24 protein-coding genes are annotated in these 21,648 nt (G+C 42.3%); 20 read left to right on the top strand and 4 right to left on the bottom strand.

The genetic code is table 11. From position 1 onward, the window contains the following. From ACH0QE_RS00890 to ACH0QE_RS00855, 8 genes are all read left to right on the top strand, one after another. On the top strand, nucleotides 1-411 hold a 411-nt coding region (locus ACH0QE_RS00890; protein WP_415798864.1), incomplete at its 5' end, for a YqeG family HAD IIIA-type phosphatase. Nucleotides 412-414: 3 nt separating this feature from the next. Then, nucleotides 415-1,518, top strand: coding sequence for a ribosome biogenesis GTPase YqeH (gene yqeH / locus ACH0QE_RS00885; protein WP_415798863.1), 1,104 nt, complete (start codon nucleotides 415-417; stop codon nucleotides 1,516-1,518). A gap of 50 nt (nucleotides 1,519-1,568) precedes the next feature. Continuing rightward, the gene (gene aroE, locus ACH0QE_RS00880) at nucleotides 1,569-2,399 is read left to right on the top strand and encodes a shikimate dehydrogenase (protein WP_415798862.1); all 831 of its coding nucleotides are present in this window, start codon (nucleotides 1,569-1,571) and stop codon (nucleotides 2,397-2,399) included. A 3-nt stretch (nucleotides 2,400-2,402) separates the two neighbouring features. Then, nucleotides 2,403-2,696 carry a ribosome assembly RNA-binding protein YhbY gene (gene yhbY / locus ACH0QE_RS00875; RefSeq protein WP_041965182.1) on the top strand — a complete coding sequence of 98 codons (294 nt, stop codon included), beginning with the start codon at nucleotides 2,403-2,405 and terminating at the stop codon, nucleotides 2,694-2,696. Nucleotides 2,697-2,714: 18 nt separating this feature from the next. After that, nucleotides 2,715-3,284, top strand: a complete 570-nt coding sequence (locus tag ACH0QE_RS00870; RefSeq protein ID WP_415798861.1) for a nicotinate-nucleotide adenylyltransferase — start codon at nucleotides 2,715-2,717, stop codon at nucleotides 3,282-3,284. Next, on the top strand, nucleotides 3,274-3,840 hold the full coding sequence (yqeK, locus tag ACH0QE_RS00865; RefSeq protein ID WP_415798860.1) for a bis(5'-nucleosyl)-tetraphosphatase (symmetrical) YqeK: 567 nt from the start codon (nucleotides 3,274-3,276) through the stop codon (nucleotides 3,838-3,840). The genes ACH0QE_RS00870 and yqeK overlap by 11 nt, the downstream gene beginning before the upstream one ends. 4 nt (nucleotides 3,841-3,844) lie before the next feature. After that, nucleotides 3,845-4,198, top strand: a complete 354-nt coding sequence (gene rsfS / locus ACH0QE_RS00860; RefSeq protein WP_415798859.1) for a ribosome silencing factor — start codon at nucleotides 3,845-3,847, stop codon at nucleotides 4,196-4,198. Next, a complete protein-coding gene (locus ACH0QE_RS00855) occupies nucleotides 4,198-4,944 on the top strand; it encodes a class I SAM-dependent DNA methyltransferase (protein WP_415798857.1) in 747 nt (248 codons plus the stop codon). Before rsfS ends, ACH0QE_RS00855 begins: the two co-directional genes overlap by 1 nt. Nucleotides 4,945-5,036: 92 nt before the next feature. Here the strand turns inward: ACH0QE_RS00855 and comER are convergent, their stop codons facing one another. Then, nucleotides 5,037-5,858, bottom strand: coding sequence for a late competence protein ComER (gene comER, locus ACH0QE_RS00850; RefSeq protein ID WP_415798856.1), 822 nt, complete (start codon nucleotides 5,856-5,858; stop codon nucleotides 5,037-5,039). An 88-nt stretch (nucleotides 5,859-5,946) separates the two neighbouring features. Between comER and ACH0QE_RS00845 the strand changes: the two genes are divergently transcribed. From ACH0QE_RS00845 to ACH0QE_RS00835, 3 genes are all read left to right on the top strand, one after another. Further along, nucleotides 5,947-6,564: a helix-hairpin-helix domain-containing protein gene (locus tag ACH0QE_RS00845; protein WP_415798855.1), complete on the top strand. Its 618-nt coding sequence runs from the start codon at nucleotides 5,947-5,949 to the stop codon at nucleotides 6,562-6,564. Nucleotides 6,565-6,670: 106 nt separating this feature from the next. Next, entirely contained in the window at nucleotides 6,671-7,084 is a 414-nt protein-coding gene (locus tag ACH0QE_RS00840; RefSeq protein WP_415798854.1) for a deoxycytidylate deaminase, read from the top strand. 21 nt (nucleotides 7,085-7,105) lie between these two features. Then, nucleotides 7,106-9,451, top strand: a complete 2,346-nt coding sequence (locus ACH0QE_RS00835; protein ID WP_415798853.1) for a DNA internalization-related competence protein ComEC/Rec2 — start codon at nucleotides 7,106-7,108, stop codon at nucleotides 9,449-9,451. Nucleotides 9,452-9,558: 107 nt separating this feature from the next. Here the strand turns inward: ACH0QE_RS00835 and ACH0QE_RS00830 are convergent, their stop codons facing one another. Further along, on the bottom strand, nucleotides 9,559-9,693 hold the full coding sequence (locus tag ACH0QE_RS00830; RefSeq protein ID WP_023627242.1) for a YqzM family protein: 135 nt from the start codon (nucleotides 9,691-9,693) through the stop codon (nucleotides 9,559-9,561). Between the two features lie 349 nt (nucleotides 9,694-10,042). On the opposite strand from ACH0QE_RS00830, the gene holA reads away from it, so the two are divergent. Further along, nucleotides 10,043-11,065, top strand: coding sequence for a DNA polymerase III subunit delta (holA, locus tag ACH0QE_RS00825; RefSeq protein WP_415798852.1), 1,023 nt, complete (start codon nucleotides 10,043-10,045; stop codon nucleotides 11,063-11,065). Nucleotides 11,066-11,138: 73 nt separating this feature from the next. Here the strand turns inward: holA and rpsT are convergent, their stop codons facing one another. Beyond that, complete coding sequence (gene rpsT / locus ACH0QE_RS00820) at nucleotides 11,139-11,399, bottom strand: 30S ribosomal protein S20 (RefSeq protein WP_079509814.1); 261 nt, start codon at nucleotides 11,397-11,399, stop codon at nucleotides 11,139-11,141. A gap of 225 nt (nucleotides 11,400-11,624) precedes the next feature. On the opposite strand from rpsT, the gene gpr reads away from it, so the two are divergent. The 3 genes from gpr to ACH0QE_RS00805 all read left to right on the top strand — a co-directional run bounded on the left by gpr (nucleotide 11,625) and on the right by ACH0QE_RS00805 (nucleotide 14,414). Continuing rightward, nucleotides 11,625-12,749 carry a GPR endopeptidase gene (gene gpr, locus ACH0QE_RS00815; RefSeq protein WP_213368704.1) on the top strand — a complete coding sequence of 375 codons (1,125 nt, stop codon included), beginning with the start codon at nucleotides 11,625-11,627 and terminating at the stop codon, nucleotides 12,747-12,749. Between the two features lie 106 nt (nucleotides 12,750-12,855). Then, on the top strand, nucleotides 12,856-14,061 hold the full coding sequence (gene spoIIP, locus ACH0QE_RS00810; RefSeq protein ID WP_415798851.1) for a stage II sporulation protein P: 1,206 nt from the start codon (nucleotides 12,856-12,858) through the stop codon (nucleotides 14,059-14,061). A gap of 20 nt (nucleotides 14,062-14,081) precedes the next feature. Beyond that, nucleotides 14,082-14,414, top strand: coding sequence for a YqxA family protein (locus ACH0QE_RS00805; RefSeq protein WP_415798850.1), 333 nt, complete (start codon nucleotides 14,082-14,084; stop codon nucleotides 14,412-14,414). 288 nt (nucleotides 14,415-14,702) lie between these two features. On the opposite strand, the gene ACH0QE_RS00800 is transcribed toward ACH0QE_RS00805, so the two are convergent. Next, nucleotides 14,703-15,608: a nuclease-related domain-containing protein gene (locus ACH0QE_RS00800; RefSeq protein WP_415798849.1), complete on the bottom strand. Its 906-nt coding sequence runs from the start codon at nucleotides 15,606-15,608 to the stop codon at nucleotides 14,703-14,705. A 191-nt stretch (nucleotides 15,609-15,799) separates the two neighbouring features. Between ACH0QE_RS00800 and lepA the strand changes: the two genes are divergently transcribed. The 5 genes from lepA to ACH0QE_RS00775 form a co-directional block, all read left to right on the top strand. Next, nucleotides 15,800-17,635, top strand: a complete 1,836-nt coding sequence (gene lepA / locus ACH0QE_RS00795; RefSeq protein ID WP_415798848.1) for a translation elongation factor 4 — start codon at nucleotides 15,800-15,802, stop codon at nucleotides 17,633-17,635. Between the two features lie 124 nt (nucleotides 17,636-17,759). Further along, nucleotides 17,760-18,893, top strand: coding sequence for a radical SAM family heme chaperone HemW (gene hemW, locus ACH0QE_RS00790; RefSeq protein ID WP_415798847.1), 1,134 nt, complete (start codon nucleotides 17,760-17,762; stop codon nucleotides 18,891-18,893). Nucleotides 18,894-18,969: 76 nt separating this feature from the next. Continuing rightward, the gene (gene hrcA / locus ACH0QE_RS00785; RefSeq protein WP_415798865.1) at nucleotides 18,970-20,001 is read left to right on the top strand and encodes a heat-inducible transcriptional repressor HrcA; all 1,032 of its coding nucleotides are present in this window, start codon (nucleotides 18,970-18,972) and stop codon (nucleotides 19,999-20,001) included. Nucleotides 20,002-20,166: 165 nt separating this feature from the next. Beyond that, on the top strand, nucleotides 20,167-20,742 hold the full coding sequence (gene grpE, locus ACH0QE_RS00780) for a nucleotide exchange factor GrpE (RefSeq protein WP_415798846.1): 576 nt from the start codon (nucleotides 20,167-20,169) through the stop codon (nucleotides 20,740-20,742). A 151-nt stretch (nucleotides 20,743-20,893) separates the two neighbouring features. Next, a partial coding sequence (locus ACH0QE_RS00775) for an Hsp70 family protein (RefSeq protein WP_415798845.1) occupies nucleotides 20,894-21,648 on the top strand: 755 nt, incomplete at its 3' end.

The following is a 21,648-nucleotide window of genomic DNA, read 5'->3' as shown; positions in this document are numbered from 1 at the left end:
AATACACTCGTTGAGTGGGATCGGCCGCTTGCGACCCCAAAGCTTATCGAGTGGTTTGATAATATGAGGAGACATGAAATACTCGTAACGATTGTTTCTAATAATAATGAGAGAAGAGTCAAGTCGTTTTCGGACCCTCTTCAAATCCCATTTATCTTTCAGGCGAAAAAACCGATGACTCGAGCCTTTAATAAAGCTTTAAAGCAAATGGGATTGCGTAAAGAGGAAACGGTCGTGATTGGCGACCAGCTTTTAACCGATGTACTTGGCGGCAACAGAAGTGGCTTCCATACGATTCTCGTTGTTCCGGTTGCACAGACGGATGGGTTTGTGACTAGATTCAACAGGAAAGTTGAAAGAAGGATATTAAATTGGTTTAAGAAACAAGGAAAGCTGAATTGGGAGGACTAAGATTTGAGTGAGCAATTTAACTGTACAGGCTGCGGTGTCAAAATCCAGACGGAAGTTCCAGAGGAGTTGGGATATGCTCCAGCTTCTTCATTGGAAAAAGAGGTTGTAGTCTGCCAAAGATGCTTCCGCCTGAAGAATTATAATGAGATCCAGGATGTAAGCTTGACAGATGATGACTTTTTAAAAATATTGAATGAACTTGGCAGCAGGGATGCCCTGATTGTCAAGATAGTTGATATATTTGACTTCAACGGAAGCTGGCTGCCAGGGATCCAGCGTTTCGCAGGGAAAAACCCAGTATTATTGATCGGCAATAAAGCTGATCTGGTACCTAAATCGGTCAAACAGCGAAAATTGATTGACTGGATGAAGAAGGAATCCAGGGAATTGGGACTTAATCCGATTGATGTATCCCTCGTCAGTGCTGCAAAAGGATATAATATCAAGGAAGCTGCTGCGGCAATTGATGAATATCGCAACGGCAAGGACGTTTATATTGTAGGCTGTACAAATGTAGGGAAATCTACTTTTATCAATAGGATTATCAAGGAAGTGACAGGGGAAGGAGATGTGATCACTACTTCTCACTTTCCGGGAACTACACTTGATATGATAGAAATACCGCTTGAGGACGGAAAAGCGATTGTTGATACACCGGGTATCATCAACCATCATCAGATGGCGCACTATGTGGATAAGCGTGACTTGAAATTCATCACTCCTAAAAAAGAAATCAAGCCGAAGGTGTACCAGTTGAATGAAGAGCAAACGCTGTTTTTCGGAGGTCTGGCTCGTTTCGATTATATATCAGGCGGAAGAAGGTCTTTTTCATGCTATTTGCCGAATGAAATCAACATTCATCGAACAAAGCTTGAAAAGGCGGATGAGCTGTATAAGAATCATGCTGGTGAGCTGCTGACACCGCCGCGGCGTGAGCAGATGGATGAATTCCCTGAACTTGTCCGACATGAGTTTACAATCAAGGAAGCTAAAACCGATGTTGTATTTTCAGGGCTAGGCTGGGTAACGGTCAATGATGCGGGCGCAAAAATCGCGGCGCATGTCCCTAAAGGCGTTCATGTAATGCTGAGAAGGTCACTTATTTAGAGATCCGTTGTTTAGAAGTATCAAATCAAAAAGAAAGGGTGGGAGATGTAATGAAAAAGCTGTTCGGTGTCATCGGAGATCCTATCGCGCATTCAATGTCTCCTGCCATGCACAATGATTTATTTGATCTTTATGGAATAAATGCGGCATATTTGCCTTTCCATGTGAGCAGAGGGAATCTGGAGGCCGCTGTGAAAGGCTTGAAAGCCCTGGGTGTGAGTGGATTCAATGTAACAATTCCGCATAAAACAGATATCATCGCCCACCTGGATAAAGTTGACCCTTTAGCCAGAGCAATAGGAGCGGTCAATACAGTCAAAAACGAAAATGGCCTTCTGGTAGGCTATAATACGGATGGTCCTGGTTTTGTTAAAGGGCTTGAATATATGGCTGCTGATCTTGGTTCAAGATCAGCTTTGATTATTGGTGCAGGTGGTGCTTCAAGAGCCATTTACTTTTCGATGGCCCAGGCAGGTATTGGCAGGATTGACCTTTACAATCGGACAATTCAAAAGGCTGAGGAGCTTGTCAGCTCTTGCCCATTCAAGGTCGAATCAAAGGTCTTAGGCCAGGAAACGGCTGAAAAGACACTGGATGAATATCAATTGATCATCCAGACAACTTCTATTGGAATGGTGCCTGATACAGAAAGTTTACCGCTTTCGCCTGAAAAGATCACACAGGATACGATAGTTAGTGATATAATTTATAATCCATTGCAAACAAAGTTTTTAAAGGAAGCTTCCAAAAAGGGAGCTGCTATCCAGAATGGCGTGGGAATGTTTGTGTTCCAGGGAGCACTTGCTTTTGAGTTATGGACAGGGATTTTTCCCGATGTCGAGAGAATGGAAGCGAATGTTTTAAGAAATTTAGGAGGTTAACATATGTTAACAGGTAAGCAGAAACGTTTTTTAAGATCGAAAGCCCATCATCTTACTCCAATCTTTCAAGTTGGAAAAGGCGGGGTAAATGAAAATATGATCAAACAAATCGCAGATGTGCTGGAAGCGAGAGAGTTGATCAAGGTAAGCATCCTCCAGAACTGTGACGAGGATAGGGATACTGTGGCTGAACAGCTGTCTCGCGGTGCTAAAGCAGAGCTTGTTCAGGTAATCGGTAATACCATTGTTTTATATAAAGAGTCCCGTGAAAATAAGCAAATCGTTCTTCCAAGATAAATACTGGGAGGTGCCTGTTTGAAAAAAGTTGGCATTTTAGGCGGAACCTTCAACCCGCCGCATACCGGACATTTAGTAATTGCGAATGAAGTCCTTCATGCTTATAGTCTTGATGAGATTTGGTTCATGCCAAATCAGGTGCCGCCGCACAAAACTGTAGATGAGCCCATCAGCCATTCAGACAGGCTGGCTATGCTTGAGCTTGCTATTGCTGATAACCAGCAATTCAGGATTGAAAAAGCAGAGCTCGACAGAAAGGGTCCATCTTACACGTATGAAACGATGAAAATATTAAAAGATATGTATAAAGAAACCGATTTTTACTTCATCATCGGTGGTGATATGGTTGAATATCTGCCCAAATGGCATAAAATAGATGAATTATTGAAAATGGTCAGGTTTGTGGGTGTCAGCAGGCCATCATACAGTACTGAAACACCATATGATATTCTTTATGCAGAGACACCGCAAATGGATATCTCTTCAAGTATGATTAGAGAAAGAGTGAGGGCCGCTCGGAGCATACGCTATCTGCTGCCCGATCCAGTTAGGGTTTATATAGAGGAGCATGGTTTATATGGAACGTGAACAAGCACTTCAGATCGTGAAGCCACAACTAACTGAACACCGCTATCAGCATACTCTTGGCGTGATGGATACAGCCATCAAGCTGGCCGGGAAATATGGAGCAGATTTGAAGAAAGCGGAACTGGCTGCTATTTTTCATGATTATGCCAAATTCCGTCCAAAGGATGAAATGAGACAAATCATTGAGGAACAAAAAATGCCTGCAATCTTGCTTGAGTTTAACAGTGAGCTCTGGCATGCGCCGATAGGAGCGTTCCTTGCAGAGAAGGAAGCGGGAATCGACGACAAGGAAGTTCTTGATGCAATCCGTTACCATACTTCTGGAAGGATTGGCATGACGCTTCTTGATAAAGTCATCTATCTGGCTGATTATATCGAGCCAGGCCGCCATTTTCCAGGAGTGGATAAAGTCAGAGAACTGGCAGAGAATGATTTGGACAGAGCATTGATCCAATCTATGAAAAATACAATTCAATTTTTAATGAAGAAAAACCACCCGGTCTTTCCGGATACATTTAATGCATACAACAGCATCGTACAAAATTCAGGAGGTTGATTTAATGAGTGAGCGCGAATTATTAATGACAGCGGTAAAAGCAGCAGACGATAAAAGAGCAGAAGATATTATGGTATTGAATATGAAAGGTATCTCGTTGATTGCCGATTACTTTGTCATCTGCCACGGGAATTCTGATAAGCAGGTACAAGCTATTGCCCGTGAAATCAGGGAAAAAGCAGAAGAGCAGGGGTATAATCTTAAGAGGATAGAAGGTTTTGACGAAGCAAGGTGGGTGCTGATTGATATCGGTGATGTTGTTGTCCATGTCTTCCACAAAGAAGAGCGAATCTACTATAACCTTGAGCGCCTATGGGGAGATGCTCCGATCGAAAACGTACAAAGTGAGCTTAATTAATGTCTTACGAAAGGTTCGCTTATTTGTATGATGAGCTTATGCAGGATGTTCCCTATGACGAATGGGTTTCGATTGTTGAGGCGTACAAAGAGAAATATCAAGTGAACGGAATGAAGCTCCTCGACCTCGCATGCGGCACCGGGGAGCTATCTGTAAGATTTGCGCAAAAAGGCTTTGATGTGACCGGCGCGGATTTATCAACAGATATGCTCTCAGTAGCCCAGTCGAAAGCTCAAGCGCTATCGTTGCCAATACAATTTTTTCAGCAGGACATGTCAGAGCTTGATGATTTAGGTGAGTTTGATATCATTGGCATTTTTTGTGATTCGCTGAATTATTTAGAGGATGAACAGGCAGTCCGCCAGACATTCGAAGGGGTGTCCCGCCTTTTGAAAAAAGGGGGCTTATTCCTGTTTGATGTCCATTCTATCTATAAAATGGAACATATTTTTGCCGACGCGACATTTACATGGGATGATGAAGAAATCACTTATATTTGGAATAGCTTCGAGGGAGAAGGCGCTCACAGTGTTGAACATGAGCTCACTTTCTTCGTCCGTGATGAATCATCAGGTAAATATGACCGAGTCGATGAATCTCATTACCAGCGTACATATCCAGAGGATTCTTATGTGAAATGGCTAGGGCAGGCAGGCTTTGCGAATATTGAAGTCACCGGGGATTACTCGATGAAAGCCTCTGAGCCAACAGCAGAGCGTTTATTTTTTGCGATGGTAAAGAAATAAATTAGAAAGGCTCCCAACTTTTTGGGAGCCTTTCTTGTTCTAAATTTGTCACATTTATATAGGAGGATTATAAAGGCCAATAGCGAAATCTTTTAAGGACCGAATTGTTCCTCAGTTTTTTCCAGTTCCTCTGCAAATTTTTTATGTGTAGCCTGAAATATCTGTTCAAACATATCTCCCGTTTCACTTTCAAGTACCTTGATTCCTTCTCCAGTTATGCCACCTTTAACGCAAACCTTTTCCTGTAAAGTTTGTAACGTATAATGATTTTGACTCAAAAGTTCTCCTAAACCAATTAGCATCTCACTTGATAGTTTGGTGGCAGTTTCCTGGTCAATTTCAGTTTCCTTGACAGCAGCATTGATAAAACTCTGGACAAGGTGGCTGAAGAAAGCCGGACCGCAGCTGACAATATCTGATGCCACTCTTGTGATATTCTCTTCGATTTCCAGTGGAACAGATACCTTTTTGAACAGGGTAAATAATGCTTCTTTCCATTCCGTCGTACATCGAGTACCAAACGAGAAAAGTGAAACACCCGCAAGCGCTCTGTTCGTAATGCTTGGAATGATTCTCATGACAGAACAATCCACTTTGCTTTCGATTTGCTCCACACTGATTGGGCTTGTTATTGAAATTACACATTTATCCCTTGTAAGCACAGGATTAATCGTCTCGAGGACTCCCAAAACATGATGGGGCTTCACGCATACGAAAATAGCATCAGCGTTTTCAGCAACTTCTACCGCATCCTTTCCAACTGATAAGCCTGGATATATTTTTTGAATCTCTAAAGCTTTTGATAATGTCCTGTTTGTAATCATCATTGAAGAAGGGGAAACGGCATTCCCATCAATGAGAGCTTCGGCGAGAATTCTCCCCATATTCCCTGTGCCTATTATCCCTATTTTCATAACCCTTCCCTCCTTCGTACATTTATTCTCCTATATCCATATGATTTCAAATTTTAATTTATGACATATAGAAAGGTGTTGACCAATTGTGGACTGGATCAGAGAAAACAAATTCTATGTTATTGCAGGAATAGCGGCTGTATTATTTTTTCTTTACTCATCCTTTGATAAAGAAGATGAATTGACTGAAATGAATGAAGGAACTTTAGCTATGGTGGGAGATGTCGAAACTAAAAGGGATGAAAAAACTGAAACGAAAGCTGAAGAACAAATAATGGTCATGATGGCTGACATAAAAGGCGCGGTCGTAAACCCTGGTGTCTACGAAATCCAAAAGGGAGGAAGGGTGGTTGACCTAATCGAACTGGCTGGAGGGCTAGTGGAGGACGCCGATACGGCCTCGATCAATTTCGCGTTATATATTCAGGACGAAATGGCCATATATGTACCGAGGATTGGCGAGAATGTTAATGCTGCTCTGCCGGTACAGGCAGGGGAAGCTGCAGGGAAAGGAACAGTAAACCTGAATTCTGCTCAATCCAGCGAGCTGCAGACATTGCCAGGGATAGGTCCGGCAAAAGCAGAGGCAATTATTGAATACCGCGAAACGAATGGTTCATTCCAATCAATCGATGATTTAAAAGAAATCAGCGGGATAGGTGATAAAACATTCGAAAAACTGAAGGACTTGATTTCGGTAAAATAGCTGCAATGAAATTGACTCTTTGATGATAAGTATTAAAATTAGAGACATGGAAAGAGTTTATTTAAAATACCTGTACATTTTTGAGCTTTTAAAGGGGGATTACAGCATGGAACGAAAGAGTTGGGATGAATACTTTTTGGATATCGCTGAAGAAGTTGGGACACGCTCTACCTGTCCCAGGCTGCATGTAGGCTGTGTCATTGTAAAGGACAAGCACATTGTATCAACTGGTTACAACGGCTCAATACATGGCCATGACCACTGTGAGGATGTCGGCTGCCTGATTAACGAACAAGGAAGATGCATCAGGACCCTTCACGCAGAAGAGAATGCCGTCATCCATGCCGACAGAGGGCTTTTAAAGGAAGCGACAGCCTTTGTAACCCACGAGCCTTGCGAAAAATGCTCCAAGACACTCGCACAGTCAGGGATTACAAGAATTGTATACCGCAGCGCCTATCCTAACAAGTATAATGAACTTTTCTTAAGGGATGTTGAGGTTGTCCACTTATCTAAATAACTTAATTAAGGACTAGAGAATATGTTGCCAAATCGAATTTGGCCTATTAAAGGGCAGCTGTTTTACATTGCAGCTGTCTCCTTACTGGGTCTTCTGACCGTCACCGAAAATAAGTTCATTTACGCGGGATTGTGCCTGCTTACCCTGATCTTGTTATTAAAGCTGAAGAAACTCCCTGCTTCCACTCTTGTGCTTATGGCGGGCTGCTACCTCATTTTTGTAGCCGCGGGGTATTCAGAGTCACATTTTGAATCAGTTTTTACAGGCAATGAAAAAAACTTCCTGATATTATTTGACGATGAAATCCAACTGGACGGTGACTTGCTTTTTGCTTACGGTAAAGCATTGCCTACTAATGAAAAACTGGTTGTCAAATACAGAATCAAATCAAATACTGAACAACAAATAATTCAAACACTTATCACTCCTGGAATGGCATGTGCAGCGTCCGGGGCCCTCAATCATCCATCTCCTGCCCGAAATCCCAATGCATTCGATTACAAAGATTATCTTCAACGGAACGATATTTCCTGGATTTTTGATGTCAATAAACTGTCTCTGGAAACCTGTTATCAACAATCCGATGGAATTTTAACTGCATTAAAGACCTTTAGATATAATGAAATTGCCAGGATAAAAGACACTTTGCCAGAGGAAAGTGCCGCCCTTGCCGCAGCACTTATATTTGGGGATAGAAATCTTTTTAATCCGGAAACAGAACGATCTTACCAGAAAATAGGGATTGTCCATTTGCTGGCCATTTCCGGCCTTCATGTTGGGTTGCTTACGGGTATGATTTATTTTATTTGTATCAGGATGGGGTTGACTAAGGAAAAAACTGAAATTTTGCTAATGGCCTACCTGCCTGTTTACGCAGTTATTACCGGGCTAGCTCCTCCGGTTGTCAGGGCAGCTGCTATGCTAATCATGTTGATTGGCTCACGGCGCTTATCGCTCCGCATGACGCCACTTGACGCAGTTTCGGCAGCCTTTATGCTCATGGCACTTATCCAGCCGAGTATCATCTTTGATACAGGATTCCAACTCTCCTTCGCTGTCAGCTTCTCCCTGGTCATTTCAGCACCGGTTATTCTGAAAGGTTTTACATCGTTTGTAAAGCAGACGGCTGCGGCCTCTTTTATAGCCCAGCTTTCAAGTCTCCCTGCCATCCTTGCTTCTTTCTATGAAGTCTCAGTCATATCGATTTTAGCTAATCTCCTGTTCGTCCCGCTATTCTCATTTATATTACTGCCGCTTTTCTTGATTTCCTACATTATTTTGTTGCTTCTGAGAGCGTTGCCTTCCTTTTATTTATATTTTCTGGAGAACTTCGTACACCATGTAAACCTTTTCGCCATGAAACTGTCTAAGCTACCGATGTCGACGATCCTTATTGGTAAGCTTGAGCCAATTTTACTTATTGTGCATATCATTTTGATTCCTCTATTTTTTTTCAAATGGGAAGGTTTTATTTTAAAAAAGTTTAAGCCTCCTCTATGGCTTTTTGCCTTGCCGTTATTTCCTCTATTCGTGCAAATATTACTGCCTTATTTGAATCCTTATGGGCATATCACCTTCCTGGATGTCGGGCAGGGTGACAGCATCTTCATCAGAATGCCGTATAATCAGGGGAATTATCTCATAGATACAGGAGGTGTCATACTTTTTGAAAAAGAAAATTGGCAAAAGAGAGGCAGTCCTTATGATCCCGGCAAGGAAATCGTTGTTCCATTTTTAAAAAGTGAAGGTGTCAGGACTGTGGATAAATTGATTTTGACCCACGGCGACGCGGACCATATAGGTGGAGCTGTTGCTTTGTTCGAGGAAATACACGTAAAACAGCTGATAGTACCGCGTGTAGAAGAGAGGTCAGTTTTGGAGCAAGAAATCATGGACATCGCTAATGAGAAGGGAGTAGACATATATGCAGCTGGTTTAGGCACTGGTTGGAAAGCGGCTGGAGGAGATTTTAAGATTCTTAATCCCAGCGGGACCGTTGGGGAGCGAAACGATCAGTCAATTGTGCTGCTCGCAGCTATTGGCGGTAAAAAGTGGCTTTTTACAGGCGATCTGGGCACTGAAGGAGAAAATTCAATGGCCAGGAAAATAAAGGACATTGCCATAGATGTTTTAAAGATCGGGCATCATGGCAGTAAATACTCCAGTTCAGAACCTTTCCTGGAAAGGACGAACGCTGATTTTGCAGTCATATCTGTAGGAGAGAATAACCGGTATGGCCATCCCGGCGATGAAGTCATCGAAAGGTTAGAAGAACGTGGCATCCAGATTTTCAGGACCGATGAAGATGGCGCAATCATTTACAAGTTTAAAGACAATTCAGGAACGTTTACCACACAACTTCCATAGTATATAGCAAGAACAAATAGTTCTCTCCCCCGAAAATCACAAGAACATGAGAAGAGACTGCATTTGGTAAAATGCAGTCTCCAAAAGTTTATCCTATGTAGCCGTGATTAACTCCCGATTAACTGCACGACTGTCGCAATAATGAACATTGTTGCAAAGAATCCAAAAGAAACGATGAATCCAACACCTGAGTCAACAGCGTCATTGCGATTACTTTGGACATTTTCTTCGAATTGATTCACAGTCAATCCCCCCTACTAATTCTATAATAGTATAAGCGATTCAATTTAAAAAATCCAGTGTTCTCTGCCCAGCATTGTAATTGAAAAATCAAACCATTTTTGCTGCCTTCCTATATGTGTGTCAATGTACCAAGAGTTGTCACAAATACTTTTCCCGTCTGCGGCTAAAATAATCTTACCATGATGCACCGTTGAGATATAAGTATCCTAGGCCTTATATCTCAGCGTTCAATATAAATAGGGGAATTGGTCCGGATAGGGGGCCAATTCCCTTAGAATGCTTGTCAAAATGTCCAAGCTTCTTTACGATAGATATATGGCAAAACTGGATTGAACGGAGCGGAAAAAAGTGGTATTGGACATTTGGAAAAAAATCAGCAAAAAACAGGTGGATCCTGTCTATTTAATGTTTGGAACAGAAACCTTTTTAATAAATGAAACAAAACAGCTTCTAGTGGACAATGTTTTGAATGACGAAGAGAAAGATTTCAATTACTCGGTTTACGATTTAGAAGAAACACCAATCGAGGCAGCTTTGGAAGACGCTGAAACTTTCCCGTTCATGGGAGAGAAGCGATTGGTTATCCTTCAGAATCCAGTATTTTTGACATCGGAAAAGTCAAAAGGAAAAGTTGAGCATAACATAGCGAAATTGGAGGAATATCTTTCACAGCCTGCACCCTACTCGATCGTTGTTTTTTCTGCTCCATACGAAAAGCTGGATGAACGAAAGAAAGTGACGAAGGAGTTAAAGCGGAAAGCTACGGTCATCGAAGCCAAGAAGCTGAGTGAACAAGAAACAAAAGTCTGGGTAAAGGAACGCGCTCAGGCGAATGGGGCTATTATTGATCAAGATGCAATTGAGCTTTTATTGACGCTTGCAGGGACGAATTTATTCATGCTTACTTCTGAAATCGATAAATTGGCGCTCTATGCAGGAGAAAACCACCCAATTAGCAGGGAGATTGTCGACCGACTGACTGCAAGGTCGTTGGAACAGAATATTTTCTCGCTGGTAGATAAGGTTGTCCACCGTAATGTTGAGTCAGCTTTAAGAATTTATTATGATCTTTTAAAACAGAATGAAGAACCGATTAAAATCCTTGCAGTTATTACGGGTCAATTCAGGCTGATTTACCAGGTGAAGGAGCTTGCTCGAAAGGGGTATGGACAGCAGCAGATTGCCGGGACCTTGAAGATCCATCCATTCAGGGTGAAATTGGCAGCTGGGCAGTCAGGAGCATTTTCCGATGAGGAACTGACAAGGATTATGAAGCTTCTCGCTAACGCTGATTACCAGATGAAGACCGGCGGTATGAAAAAAGAAATGCTGATTGAAATGATTTTGTTCCAGATCAATGGCAGGAAATGATCATTTACATAGGCGACAAAATAAAAAAAACGACCCTTTGAGGTCGTTTTTTTATTAGCAGTATGAAAAAAAATTAGCCATTAGCGTTCAATTTTTTCATTAAACGGGCTTTTTTGCGGGCAGCTGCGTTTTTGTGGATAAGACCTTTAGCTGCTGCTTTATCAAGCTTGCTTGCTGCTTGAGCGTATGAAGCCTTTGCTTCAGTATCGTTGTTTACGATTGCTGATTCAGCTTTTTTAACTGCTGTACGCATAGAAGATTTTACAGTAATGTTGTGAGCTTTGCTCGCTTCACTAGTTTTCACACGTTTGATTGCAGATTTAATGTTTGGCATTCCGTTCACCTCCTAAAAAGCATCGAGATTTTATGGAACTCGACATTTCCAGTACATTTCTTATTTTATTAAGAACAAATGATATTTTATCAAACAGGGGTTAATAATGCAATACTCTGCTTTAACTTAAGTCTAGTGTATCGTGAATGTTTTTTTATGTAAAAGGAAAAGATAGGCAATAGTATGCTGTATTGCAGCCAAACTGTTATTGGGAGGAATGGGATAATGAAGGAACCAGTAGATTTGAGTATGTATTCAATCAGGACTGACCTGGCTGTGGAAGCGAGGGAGATGGTGCTGGCAGACCAGGCAGCAACCGTCCATACCCAGGAAAATCTTTCCCATATTGAAGGCGTCATTATAAAAGAAAAAGAAGAAAATGATATAAAAATTTCTCTAGTAGAGGTGACGGCTGAGGGAGAAAAGAGTCTTGGCAAAAAACAGGGCCAATATTTGACAATCGAAGTGGTCGGCATTCGCCAGCAGGATACCGAGCTGCAGGGGAAAGTAGAAAAAGTATTCGCAAACGAATTTGCCCACTTTATCAAACAATCTGGCATCAAGGAAGATGCATCCTGCCTTGTTGTTGGTCTGGGGAACTGGAATGTTACACCCGATGCTTTAGGGCCGCTCGTATGTGAAAACTTACTGGTTACTAAGCACCTGTTCGATCTCCAGCCTGAGAGTGTGGAAGAAGGGTATCGTTCTGTTAGCGCGCTTTCTCCGGGAGTCATGGGACTAACTGGGATAGAGACTTCTGATATTATTTTTGGAGTTGTGGAGAAAACGAAGCCTGACTTTGTGATTGCAATCGATGCGCTCGCTTCCCGTTCCATTGAAAGAGTCAATTCGACGATCCAGATATCAGATACAGGCATCCATCCTGGGTCAGGCGTAGGAAATAAAAGGAAGGAAATAAGCAAAGAAACTTTAGGCATTCCAGTGATAGCGATTGGAGTTCCTACAGTAGTCGATGCGGTTTCGATTACAAGTGATACGATTGATTTCATTTTAAAACATTTTGGCAAGGAAATGAGAGAAGGTGACAAGCCTTCTAGATCCCTTGTGCCGGCTGGAATGAGTTTTGGCAAAAGAAGAAAGCTGACCGAGGAAGATCTGCCGGAAGCTGAACATCGTCAAACCTTCCTTGGAATGATTGGAACACTCGAAGACGAAGAGAAGCGCAAGCTTATTTATGAGGTTCTATCTCCTTTAGGCCATAACCTGATGGTGACTCCTAAAGAAGTCGATGTGTTCATCGATGACATGGCCAATCTGATTGCCAGTGGCCTTAATTCAGCGCTGCATACGAATGTCGACCAGGATAACACAGGCATGTATACACATTAGAATGTTCTATTAGATTTATTTCAAATTCGTTACGGAAGGATTCGAAGTTCTATCTTCTCTAGCAAAGTCATAACATTTACTAGACTTGCATTAGAGAGGTGGAACAATGAGATTTAATAAACGATCTGGAATAATTGTAGCCGTCCAAGGGACTCAAGTAGTAAAAGCCGCTTTAGCATTTGTGTTCTTTCTCATTGGGATTTTTTCCATAAGCGGAGCAATGACTTCGCTAAAGCCTGAATACAGGATCACCTCGGATTCTGTTAATCAGGCCGCAAACAATCTGAATGGACAACTGCTTTTCAGTTTAATGGGTTGGGAAAACCATCAATTCCTTCAGGCGCTTCCAGAAGAATATGAGACACCGAAGCTAACGAATGTCATGTTCAAGCTTTCTACCAATATCAATTTGGATGATCCGCGAAGCTTACTAGGCAGGGAATTGCCAGGTTTCTCGCTTTTTGATGGGAAGATACTAGTCGCCGGTGAAGGAACGAATTATACGAACATGCCAATGGAATCAGCACCTCCTGTCGATGTATTGAAAGCAGAACAGGAAGCGGCGCTTCAAAATACGGAAGATTTAAATTCGGGTAATCCCGAAGATACGCCAGCACCTCTGCTTTCCACGGGAGAACGGAAAGCCGTCTATATTTATTTTACACATAATCGAGAATCGTATCTTCCTTATTTAAAGGGAGTGACCGACCCGAATAAGGCCTATCACTCACAGGTGAATGTCATGAAGATAGGGGACCAGCTGAAAAAGAGCCTGGAACAGCGAGGCGTCGGAACAATGGTAGATAAAACGGATGTAATGGCCAATCTCAGCAAGAAAGGGCTTGGGTTTGGAAAAGCCTATCAGGAATCACGGCCGGTTGTAGAAGCCGCGATGGCTGGAGACCGGAATCTTCAATACTTTATAGATATCCACCGAGATGGATATCGCAAAGATAAAACGACGGTCCAGATTAACGGCAAGCCTTATGCAAAACTTGCATTTGTCATTGGAGGGGAAAATGCCAATTATGAAAAAAACCTTGCTCTCGCACGAGAATTGCATAATCTCCTCGATAAAAAGTACGGAAAGGGTTTAAGCAGGGGGATCATCGAGAAAAAGGGCGCCTCGACAAATGGCAAATTCAATCAGGACTTGTCCGGAAATGCACTGCTAATAGAGTTTGGCGGCGTTGACAACACATTCGAAGAATTGAACAGGTCTGCCGATGCACTTGCAGACGTATTCAGTGAATTCTACTGGCAGGCAGAAAAAGTAGAAGCGCCAGCGCAGCAGCCTCCTGACAAGAAATAAAAATCGGTTAGGTGATAGAGATGAAAATGTTCATGCTTAAAAGCTTTATGCTAGCTTCTTTAATGTTCATATCCGTTCTGTTCGGCATGCAACAGGCAAATGAAGGCATCCATAAAATGAAAGGCTACGAAGACCCTGAATTCAAAAGTGCCTTCAGCATAAAAGAAAAGGAAAACGGGACCTTCGAAACAGCCATCCTAGGAAATGACGTCTCCAGCCATGACCTGGAACAAAAGCGGGAAAAACTAGAAGAAATGAAAGCATTCAACCTCTTTTCATCAATAGGAAAACAACTCGCCGATGGAGTATCCTCTGTCGTCGAGAAAACTGTTGAATTATTAACCGGGAAATGAGTAGAGCAGCGGGCTGAGCCCCGCTGTTTTTGTGCAGGATCGAGTAAATCTTAATAAAGCTCATTGGCGCCCTGATAATTAAGAAGCGGAACAAAGAGGTCACCAATAGGCTGCATTGGTGCCCTAAAAACCCGGAATGGGGAAAAAGAGGTCACCAACAGGCTGCATTGGCGCCATAAAAACCAGGAATCTGAAAAAAGAGGTCACCAACAGGGTGCATTGGTGACCTAACAATCAGGATTTTAAAAAAAGAAGGTCACCAATAAACCACATTGGTGACCAAAATACTTACTCATAATATGACCATTGTCCATAACCTGAAATAATGAAATTTTCCTTCATTACCTGCCTGATTGTTTTCTTCGGAAAAACACCGCCACACCATTCGTAGACAATATTAGTAGACAGCTTTTCAAGAGGATATAGGAGGTTAAACTCCTTAACACTTCTAATTAGCGCACTTTTTGTATTCTCTTTCACTGAACAGTTATTGCACATAAATACCCTTCCGCTATATTCCTCCAAAACTGTCCCGCACGAATGGCAGAACAGACCTTTTCGCAGCTGAGAATATTCATACTTCGGTACTTTGGTAAATGGCGATTTCGTCAAATGAGACGATAGTAATTGTTCTGACAGTCTGGAATGTTGATTATTCAAAGCTGACTTATTGTTATTCAGTTGGTGGATAAAGCGGTTAAGGTTGGTTGGGAGAATGATTCTTCTGTTTAGAGGAGCATTGTACAAAGTGAAATCGGGATTAACAAATACGAGGTAGGGTTCTATGGAGATTTTAAATCCGATATAATTGAATAATTGTCTTAATAGAGATAAGTTCCTTTCAAGTTGAAGCAGTGGATTCTTAACTTCGGTCCCATTAATTTTCTTGAAAGTGTCACCGTCAAAATAATATTCACCTTCAAAATTTTTCACTTCAAATAAGTAGGTGAGACTCTGAGAAATCATCAGTGAGTCAATTTGAAAATGTGAATGATTCTGTTCAAGCAGCAAATCATTAAGTATAAGTGATTGAATGACTATTCGCTGCAGATACCCATCAAACATCACCTCCCCATCAAATCCTTTTTGGAGATTTGAATAATATTGTTTCTCCTTCTCTAGTAAATCCATTCTCGAATTCAGGGCCTTCAGTACTCGCAATTCTTCTGATTCATAACGATTCTTTAGAAACATAATCCACATCCTTTCTTACCATTCATTTTACATAATAAGTTCCCAATTTTCTGTGAACATTTTGAGTACGCAGTCCTGCTAAGTTCGCGGGTCCATCCGCGACACTTCCTCTTTTATTTATTGAATCTTGATATTCCTGCTGATATAATCAACAATAGTGTACATGCGCGAGTATAGTAGGAGTGAACGCAATGAGCAGAGAAGATAGACTTAATAGACAAAGTAAAATACGGAATTTTTCGATTATCGCCCATATTGACCATGGTAAGTCGACACTGGCTGACCGTATCCTTGAAAAGACGAATGCATTGACTGCACGTGAAATGAAGGATCAGCTTTTGGATTCGATGGATCTTGAGCGTGAGCGCGGAATAACGATAAAACTGAATTCAGTACAATTGAAGTATAAGGCGAAGGATGGAGAAATCTACACCTTCCATCTGATTGATACTCCTGGACACGTAGACTTCACCTACGAGGTTTCCCGAAGCCTGGCAGCATGTGAGGGAGCGGTTCTAGTTGTCGATGCGGCACAGGGGATCGAGGCACAGACATTGGCGAACGTATACCTTGCAATCGACAATGACCTGGAAATCGTGCCAGTCATCAATAAAATCGATTTGCCAAGTGCGGACCCTGAGCGTGTAAGAAATGAAATTGAAGATGTGATCGGGCTTGATGCTTCTGATGCTGTTCTTGCTTCTGCTAAAGCGGGAATCGGAATTGAAGAAATCCTGGAACAAATTGTCGAGAAAGTTCCTGCTCCACAAGGAGACCCTGAAGCTCCTTTAAAAGCATTGATTTTCGACTCTTTGTACGACGCATACCGTGGCGTAGTCGCTTATATCCGTGTCGTCGATGGCACCGTAAAAGTTGGCGACAAAGTCAAGATGATGGCGACAGGCAAAGAATTTGAGGTAACGGAAGTTGGAGTATTCACTCCAAAAGCTACTCCTGCAGGTGAATTGACAGTAGGGGATGTAGGATTCTTGACTGCTGCAATCAAGAACGTTGGCGACACACGTGTCGGTGATACGATCACGAATGCGAAAAACGGCGCGTCTGAACCTCTTCCAGGTTATCGCCGCCTAAACCCAATGGTATATTGCGGATTATATCCAATTGATTCAGCTAAATTCAACGACTTGAGGGAAGCGCTCGAAAAGCTTGAGCTCAATGATTCAGCGCTTCAATTCGAACCGGAAACTTCACAGGCATTAGGCTTCGGTTTCCGTTGCGGATTCCTGGGACTTCTTCACATGGAAATCATCCAGGAGCGGATCGAACGTGAATTCAAGATTGATTTGATCACGACAGCGCCAAGTGTTATCTACGATGTAATCTTGACTGATGGTACTGAACTCAAGGTAGACAACCCATCTAACATGCCTGACCCGCAGAAGATTGACCGTGTTGAAGAACCATATGTAAAAGCAACAATGATGGCACCGAATGACTATGTTGGAGCAATCATGGAGCTTTGCCAGGAAAAGCGCGGCATTTTCATCGATATGCAATATATGGATGAAACGCGTGTAAACATCGTTTATGAAATCCCGCTGTCTGAAATCGTTTATGATTTCTTCGACCAGCTAAAATCAAGCACGAAAGGCTATGCGTCCTTCGATTATGAACTAATCGGGTACAAGCCTTCCAAGCTTGTGAAGATGGATATCCTGCTTAACGCTGAAAAAGTCGACGCATTAAGCTTCATCGTTCACAGAGACTTTGCGTATGAACGTGGAAAGGTAATCGTGGATAAGCTGAGAGATCTCATTCCAAGACAGCAATTCGAGGTTCCCATCCAGGCAGCAATCGGACAGAAAATCGTTGCCCGTTCGACAATCAAGGCGATGCGTAAAAACGTATTGGCGAAGTGTTACGGTGGGGATATCTCCCGTAAACGTAAGCTCCTTGAGAAGCAAAAAGAAGGTAAAAAGCGCATGAAGCAAGTCGGTTCCGTAGAAGTTCCGCAGGAAGCCTTCATGGCAGTCCTGAAAATGGACGACAACAATACGAAGAAGTAAAATAGCAGGGGAGGCTGGATATGCTTGTTAAAGCAAGCGATTCTGGCCTCTTTTTTCAATAAATTCATTTAGAAAAAATAGAGCTAAATCCTGGCCAGAAAAGCCACTTTAGGAAGTGAAAAAAATGAAAGCAGCCTACATCCATATTCCTTTCTGCCACCATATTTGCCATTATTGCGACTTCAACAAGGTATTCATGAAGGGACAGCCGGTTGATGAATACCTGGAGGCACTTGAAAAGGAAATGAGTCTGTCGGTAAGCAAACAAGTAATGGAAACGGTGTTTGTCGGGGGCGGCACACCAACTGCCTTGAATGAAAAACAATTGGAGAAGCTTGTTTCAGCGATCAACAGACAGCTTAATATAGACACCAATACGGAATATACTTTTGAAGCAAACCCGGGTGACCTGTCAAAAGAAAAACTGGCCATCCTGAAAAATGCGGGTGTCAATCGTCTGAGTTTCGGAGTACAGACTTTTAATGATGAACTTTTAAAAAAAATCGGCCGCAGCCATCGGGCGAAGGATGTTTTTGAATCAATTGAAAATGCAAAAACAGCAGGCTTCGATAATATCAGCATTGACTTGATTTACAGCCTTCCAGGGCAGACAAAGCAGGATTTCATACAATCAATCCAAACAGCCCTTGAATTAGGACTGGTTCATTATTCGGGATATTCTTTAATCATTGAACCGAAAACAGTATTCTACAACTTACTGCAAAAAGGCAAACTGCCCCTACCAGGTGAGGATGCGGAAGCAGAAATGTATGAAACACTTATGGAGCACATGGAAAACGGCGGTCTTAAGCAATATGAGATCAGTAATTTCGCTGTCCCAGGGTTCGAAAGCAGACACAACCTTACTTATTGGAACAACGAAGAGTATTACGGGTTCGGTGCTGGGGCTCATGGGTATGTCGATGGAATCAGGCAGTCTAATTTCGGACCATTAAAAAAATATATGGAGCCGTTATCCAATGGTGAACTCCCGATCATGGATGCCCACAAGGTTACAATCGAGGAAAAAATGGAAGAAGAAATGTTCCTCGGGCTACGGAAGACTGATGGTGTCCCAATTCGACACTTCGAGGAAAAATTTGGCCGGAATCCCATCGACTTATTTGCTGAACAAATCAAGGACTGGAATGCAAAAGGTCTGCTGAAAACCGATGACAACAGAATCTTCCTTACGAGACAGGGACGCCTTCTCGGTAATGAAGTTTTTCAATCATTCATTGGGGTATCAAATCATTGACATCCTCAGCGTTTATTGATAAATTATTTTTAGAATTAGCACTCGTTCTTATAGAGTGCTAACAGAGGTGATGATGTTGTTAACAGATCGTCAGGTGCTCATTTTGCAGGTGATTGTTGATGACTTTATTCGTTCAGCTCAACCGATAGGTTCAAGGAGCTTGTCGAAAAAGGAAGAAATTAATTTCAGTTCGGCGACAATCCGAAATGAAATGGCGGATTTGGAGGATATGGGATTCATTGAAAAAACCCATACATCTTCTGGAAGGATTCCGTCCGAGAAGGGATATCGTTTTTATGTGGATAACCTTCTGCTGCCGCAAAAAGTAAATCATTCAGATATGGCTGCCGTTAAATCGATTTTTGCCGAAAGGATATACGAGCTAGAAAAAATCGTGCAGAAGTCAGCAAAAATCCTGTCTGAAATGACGAATTATACTTCAATCGTGTTAGGTCCGGCTGTTAAAGACAACAGATTGAAGAAGCTTCAGATTGTACCGTTGACAAAGGATACTGCGATTGCCATTATCGTGACGGACACTGGGCATGTTGAAAACAGGATGTTCAATTTTCCAACAAATGTTGATCCTTCTGATGTAGAAAAAATGGTGAACATTCTGAACGAACGCCTGGCAGGAGTACCGCTTACAAGCCTTAATTCTAAGATTTATAAGGAAATCGCCATGCTATTGCGCCAGCATATCAGCAGCTATGATACTCTACTGCACTCGATTGCAGATACGCTCAACCTGCCTTCGCATGAAAAAGTGTTTTTTGGAGGCAAGACCAACATCCTAAGCCAGCCAGAATTCAACGATGTTGAGAAAATCCGAAGCCTTATGAACATGATTGAACATGAGGACGGTTTATATCAACTGATCAAACAAAATCCGGCCGGGATTAATGTAAGGATTGGCACGGAAAATGATAATTCAGCGATGGAAAATTGCAGCCTCATAACTGCAACCTATGCAATTGGCCAAGAAAAATTGGGAACAATTGCGGTCCTAGGTCCAACGCGTATGGAGTATTCACGTGTCATCAGCTTGCTGCAATTGATCAGCACAGATTTATCCAAGGTGCTGACTGAACTGTATCAAAATAAATAGGCATGGAAATATTGATTAAGGGTGGAGCAGCCCGTTCCATCCTGAATCGCTATGTGTTTTCTACTGAAGCATGTTTGCTTCGTTGAAATATTAACCAATCCAGACAAAACAAACTGGAACAGTGTGGCATTAGTTGCCGCGTTACTTTGAGGGAGGTGAGTTAACGTGACAGAAGAGAGAAATACTGAGCAAGAATTGAACAGCCAGACGGAAGAAGAAACGGTTGAGGAAGTTTTTGCTGAAAATGAAGCTTCTGAAAATACTGAAGAGATGCCAGCTCAAGATCCAATGGAGCAAAAAGTGGCTGAACTAGAAGGGAAGCTTGAGGAAGCCGACAACCGTTACTTGCGCCTTCAGGCTGATTTTGACAACTTCCGCCGCCGTTCAAGGATTGAACTTGAAGCGAGCGCTAAATATAGAGCCCAAAGCATTATTTCCGATCTTCTTCCAGCAATCGACAACTTCGAGCGTGCTTTGAAGATGGATGTTGATAATGAACAGGCTAAATCCCTTAAACAGGGAGTGGAAATGGTGTACCGAAGCTTGCTTGATGCCCTTAAAAATGAAGGCGTTGAAGTAATAGAAGCTGTTGGCAAGGAATTTGACCCGCATCTTCACCAGGCTGTCATGCAGTCTGAAGATGAAAATTTCGGTCCTAACATTGTTGTTGAAGAGTTCCAAAAAGGCTATATGCTAAAGGACCGCATCATTCGTCCAGCAATGGTGAAAGTGAACCAATAACAGTTGTATCAGGGCTATTTTCGAGGAGACTTCTGAATAAAGATTCGATTTATACTCGTAAAACGCCCAGTTGCCGGTTATTACTTTTGCTTGAGAAAGTAACAAGGTTTACGAAAAGAGCCTACATAAATGATCCAGGAGGTATTTGAAAATGAGTAAAATCATTGGTATTGACTTAGGAACAACTAACTCTTGTGTTGCCGTACTAGAAGGCGGCGAACCAAAGGTAATCCCAAATCCAGAAGGAAACAGAACTACGCCTTCTGTTATCGCGTTCAAAAATGGCGAGCGCCAAGTTGGTGAAGTGGCAAAACGCCAGGCAATCACTAACCCTAACACTATCATCTCTATCAAGCGTCACATGGGTACAGACCACAAAGTTGAAGCGGAAGGCAAAGAGTATTCACCGCAGGAATTATCAGCAGTTATTCTTCAATACTTGAAGTCTTATGCTGAAGACTATCTTGGTGAGCCTGTAACAAAAGCGGTTATCACTGTTCCTGCATACTTCAACGATGCAGAACGCCAGGCAACTAAGGATGCTGGAAGAATCGCAGGTCTAGAAGTTGAGCGTATCATCAACGAGCCAACAGCTGCTGCACTTGCTTACGGCCTTGATAAAATGGATGAAGACCAGACAATACTTGTTTATGACCTTGGCGGCGGTACTTTCGACGTTTCCATCCTTGAACTTGGCGATGGCGTATTCGAAGTTAAATCTACTGCAGGTGACAACCGTCTTGGCGGTGACGACTTCGACCAGGTAATCATTGACTACTTGGTAGAACAATTCAAAAAAGAAAATGGCATTGACCTTTCAAAAGATAAAATGGCTCTTCAGCGCTTGAAGGATGCTGCAGAGAAAGCAAAGAAGGATCTTTCTGGTGTAACTTCTACACAGATTTC

The organism is Mesobacillus sp. (genome assembly GCF_047739415.1).
GTDB lineage: Bacteria > Bacillota > Bacilli > Bacillales > Cytobacillaceae > Mesobacillus.
Note: the sequence above shows the minus strand (reverse complement) of the source record. Positions and strands in the feature narration are given on the sequence as shown.

Excerpts from the sequence above, each read along its gene's own strand:
- spoIIP (WP_415798851.1), top strand. The coding sequence starts at position 12,856 with ATGAGATTTAATAAACGATCTGGAATAATTGTAGCCGTCCAAGGGACT.
- yqeK (WP_415798860.1), top strand. The coding sequence starts at position 3,274 with ATGGAACGTGAACAAGCACTTCAGATCGTGAAGCCACAACTAACTGAA.
- ACH0QE_RS00805 (WP_415798850.1), top strand. The coding sequence starts at position 14,082 with ATGAAAATGTTCATGCTTAAAAGCTTTATGCTAGCTTCTTTAATGTTC.
- aroE (WP_415798862.1), top strand. The coding sequence starts at position 1,569 with ATGAAAAAGCTGTTCGGTGTCATCGGAGATCCTATCGCGCATTCAATG.
- rpsT (WP_079509814.1), bottom strand. The coding sequence starts at position 11,399 with ATGCCAAACATTAAATCTGCAATCAAACGTGTGAAAACTAGTGAAGCG.
- hemW (WP_415798847.1), top strand. The coding sequence starts at position 17,760 with ATGAAAGCAGCCTACATCCATATTCCTTTCTGCCACCATATTTGCCAT.
- comER (WP_415798856.1), bottom strand. The coding sequence starts at position 5,858 with ATGAAAATAGGGATAATAGGCACAGGGAATATGGGGAGAATTCTCGCC.
- ACH0QE_RS00835 (WP_415798853.1), top strand. The coding sequence starts at position 7,106 with ATGTTGCCAAATCGAATTTGGCCTATTAAAGGGCAGCTGTTTTACATT.
- ACH0QE_RS00840 (WP_415798854.1), top strand. The coding sequence starts at position 6,671 with ATGGAACGAAAGAGTTGGGATGAATACTTTTTGGATATCGCTGAAGAA.
- lepA (WP_415798848.1), top strand. The coding sequence starts at position 15,800 with ATGAGCAGAGAAGATAGACTTAATAGACAAAGTAAAATACGGAATTTT.
- ACH0QE_RS00800 (WP_415798849.1), bottom strand. The coding sequence starts at position 15,608 with ATGTTTCTAAAGAATCGTTATGAATCAGAAGAATTGCGAGTACTGAAG.
- gpr (WP_213368704.1), top strand. The coding sequence starts at position 11,625 with ATGAAGGAACCAGTAGATTTGAGTATGTATTCAATCAGGACTGACCTG.
- ACH0QE_RS00855 (WP_415798857.1), top strand. The coding sequence starts at position 4,198 with ATGTCTTACGAAAGGTTCGCTTATTTGTATGATGAGCTTATGCAGGAT.
- rsfS (WP_415798859.1), top strand. The coding sequence starts at position 3,845 with ATGAGTGAGCGCGAATTATTAATGACAGCGGTAAAAGCAGCAGACGAT.
- yhbY (WP_041965182.1), top strand. The coding sequence starts at position 2,403 with ATGTTAACAGGTAAGCAGAAACGTTTTTTAAGATCGAAAGCCCATCAT.